Source organism: Eubacteriaceae bacterium ES3 (assembly GCA_030586155.1).
Taxonomy (GTDB): Bacteria; Bacillota; Clostridia; order Eubacteriales; family Eubacteriaceae; genus Acetobacterium.
On record CP130741.1, the window covers coordinates 2879805 to 2894461 of the forward strand.

Sequence of the window (14657 nt, forward strand, 5' to 3'; positions counted from 1 at the left end):
ATAACGGCTCTGTTAATAATTGTCTTTATTCGCTCACTTCAGTTTCTGAATCCAAACTTTCGATAACTTCTGCTTCCTCGATTGCAACCCCTTCAAACAAGGCTTTAAATTCTTCTCCGGTAACAGTTTTATCTTTTAAGAGACGCTGTGCAATTTCTTCCAGCTTATCCCGTTGTTCATTGAGAATAAAGCAGGCACGTTCAAAAGCATTCTCCACAATATTGCGGATTTCCCTATCAATTACGGCTGCTACTTCTTCACTGTAATTCCGAGAACGGCTGATATCACGACCAAGGAATACTTCACCGCTGTCCGAATGACCAAAAGTCATCGGACCAAGGTGTTCGCTCATTCCCCATTCTGTAACCATGCTACGGGCTAATTTCGTGGCCCGTTCGATATCATTACTGGCACCAGTACAAATATCATCCAGAGCAATCTTCTCAGCAGCCCGGCCGCCTAAAAGACCGCAGATATTTTCCAATAGCTTAGTTTTACTCATATGCTGGCGATCATCATCCGGCAGTGACAGAGTATAACCGGCTGCCATGCCACGAGGGATAATCGATATCTCGTGAACAGTATCACATTGCGGCAAGAGATGCAAAACAATAGCATGTCCCGCTTCATGGTATGCAGTGATAACCAGATCGTCTTCATTAATAACCTTACTTTTCTTTTCCGGACCGGCAATTACCCGTTTAATAGCTTCTTCCAGCTCAACCATATCGATTATTTTCTTCTGTTTACGAGCTGACAATAATGCCGCCTCGTTCATCAGGTTTTCCAGATCGGCACCTGTAAATCCTGGTGTTCCTTTGGCAATAACCTGCAGATCAACATCCTCACCCAATGGTTTATCCTTTTTATGTACATTAAGGATTTCTTCACGACCTTTTACATCCGGTACTCCAACAGTTACCTGACGGTCAAATCGACCCGGTCTTAAAAGTGCCGGATCCAGAATATCTGGACGGTTTGTCGCTGCGATGATGATAATACCCTCATTGATACCAAAACCATCCATTTCAACTAGAAGCTGATTCAGTGTCTGTTCTCTTTCATCATGTCCACCGCCGAGTCCGGCACCACGATGACGACCTACCGCATCAATTTCATCAATAAATAGAATACAGGGGGCATTCTTCTTTGCTGTTTCAAAGAGATCTCGAACCCTTGAAGCACCAACCCCAACAAACATTTCCACAAAATCAGAACCAGAGATGGTGAAAAACGGTACTGCCGCTTCTCCTGCAACTGCCCGGGCAAGAAGAGTCTTACCTGTCCCTGGAGGGCCCACTAAAAGTACCCCTTTAGGAATGCGGGCACCTAACTTACGGTAACGGTCCGGTGATTTCAGGAAGTCTACAATTTCTTCCAGCTCTTCCTTTTCTTCATCGGCACCTGCGACATTTTTAAAGGTGACCTTATTTTCACCTTCTACATGAAGTTTGGCCCGACTTTTGCCAAAAGACATGACTTTTCCTCCGCCGCCTCCAGACTGCTGGGAAAATACCATGAAAAACACGACCATCAGAATAATAATCACCACTGAAGGAATCAGTGAAATCCACCATGAATCCTGTTGTTCAGTAATGGTTACCTGCAAATTATTCTCAAGGATATATGGTGTAACCTGCTCGTCAATAACATACTGGGGAACAATAGATTCGAACTGCTCTCCACTTTTCAACACCCCTGTTACTTTGGAATTGTTAATTTCAATTTCCTGAACCTGGTTATTTTCCAATTCATTCACAAGATCACTGTAAATAATTGTTGTGACTTCATCCTGAACAGGGTTTAAAAATGTCACTGCTACTACAATAATCAGCAAAATCACCATATAAAAGCCAATCATTTTAAGGTATTTATTCAAAATTAAACTCTCCTCTCATCATTTATTCATAAACTTCTTTTTTTAGTATCCCAATATAAGGCAAATTGCGATACTTCTGGGCAAAATCCAATCCATAGCCCACAACAAACTCATTGGGAATGTCAAAACCGATATAATCAGCAGTCACGTGCTGCTCTCGCCTTTCGGGTTTATCCAAGAGAGAACAGACTTTGACATCTTTAGCACCCATCGTCTTAAAACTATCCATTAGAAACTTCAAAGTATTGCCAGTGTCTATAATATCTTCTACTAAAAGAATATAACGATCTTTTACCTCCATGGAAATATCATGTTCCAACTTAACCGTTCCACAGCTTCTTGCCTCGTTACCATAGCTGGAGGCCTTTAAAAAATCAATTTCCATTATAACATCCATTTCCCGGATCAGGTCTGCCATAAAAATTGCGCTCCCTTTAAGAACACCAATCAATAAGGGATTCTTATCCTGATAAACTTCAGTTAATTCTTGACCCATTTCACTGATCCGCTTTTTCAAAGCAGCTTCGTCCACCAAAACTTCCTGAATATCGGCTCTCACACTTTTCTCCTAACATAACTTAATTTTTATACGGATTGCATTTATTGTTTTACGCTCAGCCAGCAAGCGACTATTAACCGTATGCCCCACAACCCAGAGGACTTCATTCCCGCTGGTCAAAAGTGGAATTTCATCCCGCTCCTGCCTGGCAATTTTTTTGTCAATACAATATTTCTTAAGCGATTTTTTTCCGGTCATTCCTGACTGGTAAAAAAAGTCGCCAATTTCCCGGTATCTAATTACAAGCTTATCCATTATTTTATCATAATCAAATATTTTTTCACTATGATTTTTAAGATCTTTTGCAAAATATTCATCTTTTTTCGCTTCCCATTGGTCTGGTTTAAGCATTTCTGTTTCAATAATCAGACGAAAAGATGAAAGAATATAGGTTTTATCAGGGAGAATCGTTTTAGTAAAGACTTTTCTTTCAAGCGCTTCTTTCACCGCCTCAATACTAATTGACTGATAACGACGAACCCCTTTCACCCCTAAAGGAAAGTGGACTTCTCCTGTTGTTTTGTCGCCTTTAATTAAACGCGCAAAGGCAATGATATGATTGTACTCAATTTCCTTTAAACTACCCTTAAAAAGCAGGATTGCGCGACGCAACAGCTCTTCTCTGACAAGTTTTCTTTCTTTCAGCCAAAGACTGCGATCAATTGAAACTCGGTCTTTTTCTTTTCTGATGATATGACCTTCAATACGCACCACATAATCTGCAAGAAAGTCCTCATAGTCGGCAGCAATCTGGGCAAATTGACAAAAGTGTTCCTGAGCCCTGGGATTAATGGAAAGAATTCCCGGCATAATTTCATGCCTTATTTTATTTCGAGTATAAAGGTCTGAAAAATTACTCTCATCGGTATGGTAGACAAGACCTTTTTCACCACAGTAATCCAGTATTTCTCTCTTGGAAACCGGCAAAAAAGGTCTAATCACTCTTTGACCCGAGCGGATCCCGGATATTCCTTTGACGCCCGTTCCACGAATCAGACGCATCAGCACAGTTTCTGCCTGATCATCAAGATGATGCCCTAATGCAATCCGGTTATAGCCATAACGATCGCAGATTTCTTCAAAATAAGCGTAACGAACCTGACGACCAGCTACTTCAATAGATATTTTGTGATCGTGTGAGATTTTTTTCACATCTTTTCGGGCCGAAAAAAAAGGAATTTTATGCAAATCACAAAAATCCCCTACCATTTTCTCATCGTTATCAGCGGCATCTCCGCGCAAACCATGATTAAGATGTGCTACCCCTATCTCAATTTTAAAATACTTTTTAAAATGATCCAAAAAATATAATAAGGCCAGCGAATCGGCTCCACCGGAAACTCCGATAAGCACATGATCGCCAGCCGTGATCAGGTCGTTTTCATGGATGTAATTAAGAACTTTCTTTTCCATGGACTCTCCAATTATTTAAAATCAGGTAAAAAAATGGTGGTCGCAACAGGGCTCGAACCTGTGACCCTCTGCTTGTAAGGCAGATGCTCTCCCAGCTGAGCTATGCGACCACAAAAATAAAATATTAAACTGGTGACCCCTAGGAGAATCGAACTCCTGTTACCGCCGTGAAAGGGCGGTGTCTTAACCGCTTGACCAAGGGGCCATTGAAAAGCTGTTATATAAATCTTATGGTAGCGGCGAACGGAGTCGAACCGCTGACACTACGGGTATGAACCGTATGCTCTAGCCAACTGAGCTACGCCGCCATAAAATGAGTTGTTTTGGTTGCGGGAGCAGGATTTGAACCTACGACCTCCGGGTTATGAGCCCGACGAGCTACCAAGCTGCTCCATCCCGCGTCATTAAATTTTTAAGTGGTGCCGAAGATCGGAATCGAACCGATACGATCTGTTAAAATCGCAGGATTTTAAGTCCTGTGCGTCTGCCAGTTCCGCCACTCCGGCACTTCTTTGTTTTCCTCTTGTTCAAGGGACAAGTGTTATTATACGCACTTTAGAGAACAAAGTCAAGCAATATTTAAACTTTTTTTATTTTTTTTATTTTTTGTCGATAAAATGTTTAAAAGCCGCACCCTCAAGGTTATCATAATCACAGACTGTAAAGGAAAATTTGCCAGTGAGTTTTAAAATATTGTGCAAAATCATCGCTCCCGCCAAAATAATATCCGCCCGTTTAGCTTCCAGTCCAGCAATTTTCTGCCGCTCAGCAATCGTTTTTTGTGACAATTCAGAAATCATTGTTTCCAGCTCCAGACGGGTAATCTGACTTTTATGAACTTTCTCACTGTCATAAATATCAAGTCGCTGATGAATTGTTGAAAGGCTGGTCGCTGTCCCCCCAATTCCCACCAGTTTGTATGTATCGGTCGGAACAATATCTTTTACCCTATTTTGCAGTTCTTCACTTATTTTAGCGTTTAAAGCTTCCATTTGGGCCCTGGTTGGCGGATCATCATGCAGAAAGCTTTCAGTCCCCCGAACGCAACCCATATTCAGACTCATCATCTGACTGATCTGATTCTTTTCACCAAGAATAAACTCGGTACTGCCGCCGCCGATATCAAAAACCAAAAGCTTTTCTTCAAAACATTGCGAAACACCCATAAAACCCAACTGAGCCTCTTCTTCTCCACCAATAACGACCACATCAAGACCAAGACGCTCTTTAACGGTTTTCTGGTATTCTGCTGTATTGGAGGCATCTCGCATAGCACTGGTGCCAAAAATATAAAAATCCTCCACTTCATAATCAGCAGCGATCTTTAAAAATTCCTCCAATGCTTCAGTATTTCTTTTCTGGGCATCCGGATGAAGTTCTTTCGTTTCATTTACGCCCTGACCCATCCGGGTATATCTTACAGATTTATTAATCCTTGTCAGTTCCCCATCGTCTTCTCTGAAGATCAGCATTCGGGTGGAATTTGTCCCGATATCCATCACTGCACACGGCTTTTTTCTCTGTTTTATAATTTCATCCAATCGATTCACTTTCACTTTCTGGAGTATTCTCCTCAATCACTGGGATTACAATGGTTTCATCCGGATAATACAAACCCAGGTACTTCCTGGCTACATATTCCACATAGCTTTTGCTGCCCATCTGTTCCACTTCCTCATCCAGCTGATTGCTTCTGACTTCCTCATCTTCAATCCCTTGAAGAATCTCTTCTTTTTGCTTTTCCAGCTTATAGATGGTCAGGGCGTTGGCACCGTACATATAAATAACCAGGCCAATTAAAAACACAATAACTGCTACTATCAGCATTCTTCTCTGAAGCTGTTTTCTCTGTTTTATATTCACCGCAGCCCTCCCTTAAAAATATTCAACTACAACAATTTTATAGTTCTTTATACATTTTTGCAGCTGCATCTTTAGGCGCGTGTTCCAGAAGTTCAAGGACTTCTACTTTCTGCTCCCGTTCGCCAAAACGGATTGTAATAATATCTCCGACCGCAACCCGGTCACCAGCCTTGGCTACTTTATCATTGATAGAAATTCGCCCGCCATCGCAAGCTTCTTTGCCAACGGTTCGTCTTTTAATGATCCGTGCATTTTTTAAAAATTTATCGATTCTCATTGTATCACCTTTTTATTAAACGTTTCGTTAAAATTATTTAAACCTGATTTTTGGCGCATATGAAAAGCCAGAGCTTCGCTCTGGCTTCAGGTTTTTTCTACTTATTTACTTCATCCTTAAAGCCTTTACCCGCTTTAAAACCCGGGGCTTTTGAAGCAGCAATTTCAATTGGCTCTTTAGTTCTTGGGTTTAAACCAGTTCTGGCAGCCCGTTCTCTAACTTCAAAGGTTCCGAATCCAACCAGTGATACCTTGTCTCCATTTTTCAAGGTCTCAACTACCGTATCCATGAACGCTCCCAACGCCTTTTCCGAATCTTTCTTCGACAGACCCGATTTTTCTGCCATCTGGGCAAGTAATTCTGATTTGTTCATTTTTTCCTCCATCTAATTGTTCCAGTATTCTATGTATAATATTATAAGCATGATTGCCCCTCAATTACAAGCCTTTTTTGCTTTTTTAGGGGATTTAGGAGAGTTTTTGCGTTTTTGACGCGTTCCAGAAGCGATTCATTGTCTCAAAATCGCAATCTTGGAAGTTTTTTTCCTCTTGACGGGCTAATTTTTCCATTTCTTTGAACCTGGCAACAAATTTTTTTGTTGCTTTTCTTAACGCAAATTCCGCGTTTATCTGATAAAGTCTGGCCACATTAACCATCGAAAATAGCAGATCTCCTAATTCTTCTTCCATATTCGAAGTATCATTTTGACTCACTGCCATCGTAAATTCTTCAATTTCCTCTGTCAGTTTGGTCAATGCATCCTGTTTTTTCTGCCAGTCAAATCCGACTTTAGCAGCTTTTTTCTGAATTTTTTGAGCCTGCATCAAGGCGGGAAATGAATCCGGCACTTTTTTAAAGCCATCCGAAATCTCATGAACTGAATCGACCTGGTCAAGACCTTTTTCTGCCCGCTTAATTGCTTCCCAATTCACTTCTACTTCCTTGGCTTCTATCTCTTCCTGGCTTAAAAAGACATGAGGATGCCGTCTAATCATCTTTTCATTGATTCCCGATAAAACTTCATGGATATTAAACTGGCCCTTTTTTTCGCCTAATATAGCGTGAAAAACGATCTGAAATAGTACATCACCCAGTTCTTCTGCCAGATTTTCACTATCTTCCTTATCAATCGCATCGATTACTTCATAAGCTTCCTCGATTAGATAGGGGCGTAAACTTTCAGGCGTCTGTTGTTTATCCCAGGGACAGCCTTCTTCACTTAATAATTTATTGACAATTTCAAAAACCCCGACAAATCCGGTATTTTCTTCAGCCGGCACAAAAAGACTGGTCAAATGATTAACTTCCTCAACCCGATCCAGCTCATAAAGGGGGATCTCGATGCTTTTTTCCATTTCCGGAATGCCAGCATTGATCAGCAAAGCAACTCTTTTCTCCGGATCAAAAATTTTCATCAATTCAAGTTTAACCTCTGATGCCATATGACGATTGTAAACTTGCGTAATTAACAGATTCCCCGAACATTCCAGGCCATTTAAGTTAAAGGCATCAATAATTTTAAGGCCGGCAACCGGGTCAAATTCCAGGGCATTCATGGTAACGTCCACAAAACTGACACCTGGATGAATGGTATAAGTGATTCCTTGCTGTTTTGCCTTTTCAGTCAGTTTGACAACTGTTTCCTCGCCAAACAAAGGATTTCCCGGCACTGCATAAACAATATCAATTGTTTTAGCCACCTTTATCAGATGGTCTGAAATTTGTTCATAAACATGTTCAAAGGCGCTTTCAGCTTCATAAAGATAGTCAAAACTTTTGTAAGTAATTCCTTTCAGTTCAAGGAATGACACTGTCGGGTGAACTGCTGTTCTTAAAAAATTATCTGCTTCATTTTCCAGAAGCTCCAGCGTTTTTAAGGTCATCTGACCTGGATCTCCCGGGCCCAAGCCTACAATATCTATATGTGCCATTATCTATCCTTTCTGCCTTGTGAAAGTCCATTCACCCGGCCATAAATTTTTAACAATCGACTACTTCCCGGAAAATAACTCAGCTCTTCCTCTGTAATCCCTTTAATCAGAATCATTATTACGCCATAAAATACAATCGCCAGTAAAATGGCTATAATAAGTCCCCAGAAAATTCCGAAAAGGCTCGTCATAACCAGATAAACAAAGTAAGTGATTAGACCCATAATTACAGATGCAATCAGTGGTTTTAACATATCATGAACCCAGTCCATTTTTATTCGTGTATAGCGCCTTACCGCACTGTAATTGGCAAAAGTCAGGTAAGCAAAGGTTATAATACTACTGATTACAATCCCCTGAATGTTGATAAATGAAATTGACAAGAAAATCCATCCAGTTACAAAGCGAATCACCATGGCAATCCCCAAATTGTAAAGCGGTATCCGAAATTTATCAATCGACTGGAGCATGCTCTGAAAGGTATTTGAAAGCATCATAAAAATCGTTGCAATCGAGAACGTTCTTAAAATCGCCGCCCCATAAGGAGAGCCGGGAAACAGAAGATCAAATATCCCCCCAGATAAAACCGCCAGCCCTACACAGGACGGAAAAGCAATCAGAAAAATAATCCTAATCGACAGCTGAATCTTATGAGAAAGCGCTTCCTTGTCCCTTTTGATAAAAGACTCCGAAATCGTCGGAATCATCGCTACTGCCAAAGTTCCACTTAGAACCAGAGGAATGTTGATTAAAATTTCGGCATTGGTAAAATCTCCGAACATCATCGTTGCCGTTACTTCATCAATCCCGGCCACAGCCAGTCGTCCCACATAAATAAAGGAATCAATGGTCGAAAACATTGAAACCAGTGCTGCTGTCAAGGTGACCGGAACCGCTATTATAACCAGTCGTTTCATTAATTCTTTATTGGATTTCTGGCGTCTGTGGGTCTTCTTTTTCAAAAGACGTTTATTTTTCCGGGCAAAGCTTTCATAAAGAAAAAACAGGAAGACTCCAGCCACCAGTCCACCGACTGTCGCCCCGAAAACCGCACCACCAACACCCATTCCGACCGAAAAATTACTACTAAACAGATAGGCTAAGGTAACCCCCAGGATAACCCGGACTATCTGCTCAATAATCTGCGAAACCGCAGTTGGCGTCATGATCTGGAAGCCCTGAAAAAATCCCCTATAGGCCGATAAAACCGAGATAATCAGGGGCGCTGGTGATATAGCAATTAGAGCTGGTAAACTCTCATAGGTCCAGTTTGCTGTTTCGATAATCCAGTCAGCGCCAAAAAATAAAAATAGGGTCGAGGCTGTTCCCAAACCAATTAAAGCCAGCATCGATACCTTAAAAACCCGGTGAGCTGTCGCATACTCACCCCTTGCAATATTTTCCGAAACCATTTTTGAAATGGCTACCGGAATCCCTACTGTCGAAACCATCAAGAGGGTATTATAGATAGCAGTTACGTTACCATAGATTCCATTTCCATAGCTCCCTACCATCTGATAAAGCGGGATCTTAAAAAACAATCCCAGAAATCGGGATAATATTCCCGCTGCCGCCAATATCGTGGCGCCTTTTAAGTAATTTGCTGTACGTCCTGACATGCTATCCTCTTCCATTCTAAGTTTAAGGCACTGATAAATCAGTGCCTTAAAGTGTTAATTAATTTGTATTAGCAATTTGGGGTACCTGATTGTTAAATCCGGTTCTCGTATACTGTTACATTCATCTGTGTTTTTAATTCTTCCACATAGGCATCAAATGGATCAGCAATATCGTTAATCTCAATTTTAACATCTTTCATCAAACTTTCCTTTAAAGCACTGAATTCATCGTCTATTGCGTTTTCAGTCAAGGTTTCTTTAATTTCGTCGCGCTTTTCGTCCAGTGACGGAATTTCTGCTGTATGCTTATCATAGACAAAAATTACATGATAACCGAAATCTGTCTCGACCGGTCCAATCACTGTATTGACATCTGCATTAAAAGAAGCTTCAGAGAAAGGCTCAACCATTGTCGCATAATCAAAGGAACCCAGATCAGCGGCTTCCAGAATTCCATCCTGATCCTGATACTTGTCCATCATAGCTGAAAATTCTTCCGAACTCGTGATGTCTTTGGCCTCTTCATAAATAGTCTGAGCCTGTTCTTCAGTATCTGCCAGGATATGCATAGCCGAAACCGTATCGCTGTCATAGGAATCTTTATTCTCCTCATAATAGCTTTCAATATCGTCATCACTGATTTCAATATCTGCCTTCATCTGATCCTGGATCGCTAAAGCGGTAGCTGACGCAGTTGCATCTTCCTGAACAAAAGCTTCCCACTGTTCAATGGTTAAGTATTTGGCATCCAGATATTCCTGGAAAGTTGCATCATCAGAGAAAAGATATCCGATAAAAGCCTCTTGTGCGGATACAAAATCGGTAACATCATTCTCATCAATTTCAATCCCATTTTCTTCAGCGTAAGCAGCCAGAACCTGACGTTCAGCTAAATCATTAAAAATTGTTTCATTAACAGAGGCCATGGTGTCATCATCCGTGCTCATAGCTGTCTGATTACTATAATAGTAAGTCAGTTCCTGATTAGCCAGCTGATAATTGTACAGATCTTTGGTTATCTCCTGGCCATCAATGGTTCCAACAACAATACCTAACTCGTCCTGAGGATTAGCTTTTAAATTTTCTTCAAAATTAGCCTGAATAGCATCAGCGTAAGCATATTGTTCCATTAAGCTGGTCAAAAATGCTGAAAAAGATTCATCATCCGTATTATAATCACTTAAAATCTTAGCATATTCATCATCGCCCAATGACGATTTAAGGCTGCTAAGCATGGTTTCTACATCCACCGTAGTGGTATCAGCCGGTTCTAGACCGTCTGCCTTGGCCTGAATAGTCAGGACATTAACCCGTACCAGATCATCTAGCAGATCCGATTTCATAGTGTTTAAATCATCTCCGGTAGGAAATGTCATCCCGCTGGCTTTGTAATACATATAGTAGTAAGCCATATAGTTATTAAAACTTTCTTTTAGAATGGTCTCATCGCCAATTTCAGCAATAACCTGGGCCCGATCCTTTTCCGGATCCACCGACACCAGACTGCATCCGCTAAATAGCATCCCTGTCAGCATAACCGCCACAATGAATCCTGCCAGCAACCGTTTTTTTCCTGTTATCATGTAAATCTCCTTCATAATGTTATTAGGACAGCTTTTTCTGTCGCATCTTAAAAATACCTGTGACAGTCTACCACAATCTCAACCTAATTTTCCTTAATTTTTTTAGCCTCCAGGAGATCAAAAAACTCACCCAGCTTATTAAGGTAACGTTGTTCAACATCTTTCTTCATCACAATTCGCCATTTAATCTCATCTTTTTTCCCGGCATTAAACTTGAGGCTGTAGGTTTTTCCAAACATCTCCATTGATTCCGGTTGCGGAATTGGCAGAGCCACTTCAGGGTCAAAAGTGAAACTGACACTGTTTCCCCGCTGTGAAACCTCAATCATTCCCAGCATTTTTGCTTTAAACTTAATCATCGCCAACGCCATCAGATTATAGACTCCATCAGGAATGGCGCCAAATCGATCCAGCAGTTCATCTTCCAGTTCATTATAATCTTCACGGGTTTTAATATATGAAAGCTTTTTGTAAAGATCATACTTCAACTCTTCATCTTTAATATAGGTCTCCGGAATGTATGAGCTGATATCCAGATTGATTAATACATCCCTACCCGGTTCAGGAAGCGCTTTACCCAGCCGCATATTAACAGCTTCATCAAGAATCCGACAATATAGTTCATAACCAATACTGGCCAGATTCCCTGACTGGGCTGATCCAAGAATGTTTCCCGCACCGCGGATTTCTAAATCGCGAAGGGCTATTTTAAAACCTGAACCAAAGGCTGTGAAATCTTTAATGGCCTTTAGTCGTTTCTGAGAAACTTCCGAAAGCATCTTCTGTTTATGGGTCACATATGCGTATCCCTGAACATTGGAGCGACCAACCCGACCGCGGAGCTGGTACAATTGGGAAAGACCCATATGATCGCCATTATCAATAATCAGAGTATTGGCATTTTTGATATCAAGGCCGGATTCAATTATGGTTGTTGTAACTAAAAGATCATAACGATACTCAAGAAAATCCATCATGATATCCTCAAGCTCTGGTCCTGACATCTGACCATGGGCCACGGTAATACGCAGGCCCGGGACAAGTTCTCTAAGGCGGGCAGAAACCTCATAAATATCATTAACCCGGTTATGAACAAAATAAACCTGACCTCGGCGTTTTAATTCCTTTTCAATGGCATCTTTTATCAGAGCGTCATTATATTCCATTACATAGGTTAAAACCGGTCGTCTGCCTTCCGGCGGCTCATCGATGACGCTCATATCCCTGACCCCTATCATTGACATATGCAGAGTTCGGGGAATTGGTGTCGCACTTAAAGTCAGTACATCGATATTTTCTTTCATCTGTTTGATTTTTTCTTTATGGGTTACCCCAAAGCGCTGTTCTTCATCAATAACCAGCAATCCCAAGTCTTTGAACTGAACATCTTTCGATAAAAGCCGATGGGTTCCCACAACCAGGTCTACTTCCCCACTAATCAGTCCCCGCATGGTTTTTTCCTGTTCTGACTTAGTTTTAAAGCGGCTAAGCAGACCAATCCGGACCGGATAGTTGGCAAACCGTTCAATAATCGTCTGATAATGCTGTTGAGCAAGGATTGTCGTAGGAACCAGAAAAGCGACCTGTTTGCCATCCATTACGGCCTTAAAAACGGCACGCAGGGCCACTTCGGTTTTTCCATAACCAACATCGCCGCAAAGCAGACGATCCATCGGTTTTGCCTTCTCCATATCTTCCTTGATCTCTTCCACAGCCTGAAGCTGATCTCCGGTTTCTTCATAAGGAAAGGCATCCTCAAACTCCTGCTGAAAAGTGGTATCAGGACCAAAGGCATAACCAGTGAGCTTTTGTCTTTTAGCATAAAGATCAATCAGCTCATCAGCCATTTCTTCTACCGCCGCTTTAACCCGGGATTTGGATTTATTCCAGTCACTGGTCCCCAGCTGATTAACCCGCGGCTTTTTCTCACCCGTTCCGACATAGACCTGGACAGCATCCATCTGGTCAACTGGACAGTAGAATTTGGCGTCATTAGCATATTCAATAACCATCAGGTCTTTTATGGTTTCATCGATTGTAAGTTGTTCAATTCCTTTATATATTCCGATTCCGTGTATATCATGAACAACATAGTCGCCCTGGTTTAATTGAGTAAAACTGTCAAGCTTCTTACCTTTTTTGCGACGTCTTCGTCTTCGGGCTGAACCATCCCTGATAATATCCCGCTCATTAAGACAAATCAGTCGATCATCAGTCAGCTCAAACCCACCTGCTATTTCTCCATCCAGTAATTGAATTCCGGCTTCAAAATTTTCTGTAAAACGATGGATATCACCATGCACCAGGATTTCTTCGATTCGCTTGCGCCCAGCTTCGTCCCGAACGTGTATTTCCAGCAGATAGTCTTTTTTTAAGCGTTCCTCCACAAAATCAAGAAACCGCGGAATAGCTCCAACGAAAGGCTCTATTTCCAGCGCATTAATTTCTATCGTTGTCCCTTTTTTGCTTCTCGAGCCAAAAAGGTTAACCTTTATCTCCCGATAGGAAAGGGCTTCTTTCTCTATTTTTGAAAGGCGGAAAAACTTGTTTTTTTCTTCTGGAAATAAAATCCCCTCCGCACCAAGATTAAGAATATCCTGGTCCAGCTTTTCCAAATAGGCATTTCCTGCCTGCCTGATTTTAGTCGGTTCATCCCAAATGATTAAGGGATCTTTAAAATAATCAAAAAATACTCCTTCTGCTCTGGACAAGGCAAAAAGAATCTCACAGGTATTACAGCCTTCTTCCGTCAACCGTTCAAGCAGAGGTTGATACAGGGCCTCATCGCGATACTTTTTATTCAGTCGCTTAAACATCAGCTCCCGTTCCTTTTCAGGTAAAAGAACCTCTCGTGCCGCGGTTATTGAAACGCTTTCATGATTTTCAACCGACAGCTGTGTCTGGGGATCAAAAGAACGGATCGATTCAATGGTCTCGCCAAAAAATTCCAGTCGATAAGCATACTCCTCAGAAGGAACGAAAACATCTATAATTCCCCCACGATGGGCAAACTGCCCTCTGGCTTCTACCTGAACATCACGTTCATATCCCAGCTGCACCAATTTGTCAATGAGCAGATCAGGAGCAATTTCGTCTTCCTGGGCCAGACTCACTTCCAGGCTGACAAAGTCCTCCCGTGGCAGAAACTTTTTAAATATTGTCTCAACTCCCGTAACAACCAGGCAAGGCTGACCAGTCAGAATTTTTTTCAAGACCAGAAGTCGCTGATTCGTGATTTCTCGACTATGTACATCGGCGAAATAATCATGGATTGGCTCCATTGGAAAATAAAGCACCTGATCACCCAGAGTTCTTTTTAAATCCTGCTCAACTTTCAAGGCTTCGATATCATTCATCGTGATATATAAAAGCTGCTCATTTTCTTCCAGGGCTGCCGTTAGCGCTGCTTTAAAGCCTTTGTTCACGCCCGTTAAATTTAAGGGTTCTGCTATTTGTAATTGATTTTTTATATTTTTAAACGTTTCCGTTTTCTTAAGATTCATCATTCCTCTTTCCAAACAAGAATGGCAATA

Annotated in this window: 11 protein-coding genes and 5 tRNA genes; all 16 read right to left on the reverse strand. The window is 41.4% G+C overall.

Going from position 1 to position 14657, the window contains the following annotated elements:
• Window positions 1–25 precede the first annotated feature (25 nt).
• Complete coding sequence (ftsH, locus tag Q5O24_13380) at window positions 26–1861, reverse strand: ATP-dependent zinc metalloprotease FtsH (protein WKY49264.1); 1836 nt, start codon at window positions 1859–1861, stop codon at window positions 26–28.
• 40 nt (window positions 1862–1901) lie between these two features.
• Complete coding sequence (gene hpt, locus Q5O24_13385) at window positions 1902–2438, reverse strand: hypoxanthine phosphoribosyltransferase (GenBank protein WKY47336.1); 537 nt, start codon at window positions 2436–2438, stop codon at window positions 1902–1904.
• Between the two features lie 9 nt (window positions 2439–2447).
• The gene (gene tilS, locus Q5O24_13390; protein ID WKY47337.1) at window positions 2448–3851 is read right to left on the reverse strand and encodes a tRNA lysidine(34) synthetase TilS; all 1404 of its coding nucleotides are present in this window, start codon (window positions 3849–3851) and stop codon (window positions 2448–2450) included.
• Window positions 3852–3885: 34 nt separating this feature from the next.
• Window positions 3886–3961, reverse strand: a tRNA-Val gene (locus Q5O24_13395).
• A 20-nt stretch (window positions 3962–3981) separates the two neighbouring features.
• Window positions 3982–4056 (reverse strand) — tRNA-Glu (locus tag Q5O24_13400).
• 26 nt (window positions 4057–4082) lie between these two features.
• Window positions 4083–4159 (reverse strand) — tRNA-Met (locus Q5O24_13405).
• A gap of 16 nt (window positions 4160–4175) precedes the next feature.
• Window positions 4176–4252, reverse strand: a tRNA-Met gene (locus tag Q5O24_13410).
• A gap of 16 nt (window positions 4253–4268) precedes the next feature.
• Window positions 4269–4357, reverse strand: a tRNA-Leu gene (locus tag Q5O24_13415).
• A gap of 93 nt (window positions 4358–4450) precedes the next feature.
• Complete coding sequence (locus tag Q5O24_13420) at window positions 4451–5407, reverse strand: Ppx/GppA phosphatase family protein (protein ID WKY47338.1); 957 nt, start codon at window positions 5405–5407, stop codon at window positions 4451–4453.
• Window positions 5385–5714, reverse strand: coding sequence for a septum formation initiator family protein (locus Q5O24_13425; protein ID WKY47339.1), 330 nt, complete (start codon window positions 5712–5714; stop codon window positions 5385–5387). The genes Q5O24_13420 and Q5O24_13425 overlap by 23 nt, the downstream gene beginning before the upstream one ends.
• Before the next feature lie 37 nt (window positions 5715–5751).
• Entirely contained in the window at window positions 5752–5991 is a 240-nt protein-coding gene (locus Q5O24_13430) for an RNA-binding S4 domain-containing protein (protein ID WKY47340.1), read from the reverse strand.
• A 97-nt stretch (window positions 5992–6088) separates the two neighbouring features.
• The gene (locus Q5O24_13435; protein WKY47341.1) at window positions 6089–6364 is read right to left on the reverse strand and encodes an HU family DNA-binding protein; all 276 of its coding nucleotides are present in this window, start codon (window positions 6362–6364) and stop codon (window positions 6089–6091) included.
• 94 nt (window positions 6365–6458) lie between these two features.
• Complete coding sequence (gene mazG / locus Q5O24_13440) at window positions 6459–7922, reverse strand: nucleoside triphosphate pyrophosphohydrolase (protein ID WKY47342.1); 1464 nt, start codon at window positions 7920–7922, stop codon at window positions 6459–6461.
• Window positions 7922–9541 (reverse strand): polysaccharide biosynthesis protein, encoded by a 1620-nt coding sequence (locus Q5O24_13445; GenBank protein ID WKY47343.1) that lies wholly within the window; start codon window positions 9539–9541, stop codon window positions 7922–7924. The genes mazG and Q5O24_13445 overlap by 1 nt, the downstream gene beginning before the upstream one ends.
• Window positions 9542–9633: 92 nt before the next feature.
• The gene (locus Q5O24_13450) at window positions 9634–11124 is read right to left on the reverse strand and encodes a SurA N-terminal domain-containing protein (protein ID WKY47344.1); all 1491 of its coding nucleotides are present in this window, start codon (window positions 11122–11124) and stop codon (window positions 9634–9636) included.
• Window positions 11125–11207: 83 nt separating this feature from the next.
• Window positions 11208–14627, reverse strand: a complete 3420-nt coding sequence (gene mfd, locus Q5O24_13455; GenBank protein ID WKY47345.1) for a transcription-repair coupling factor — start codon at window positions 14625–14627, stop codon at window positions 11208–11210.
• Between the last annotated feature and the right edge of the window lie 30 nt (window positions 14628–14657).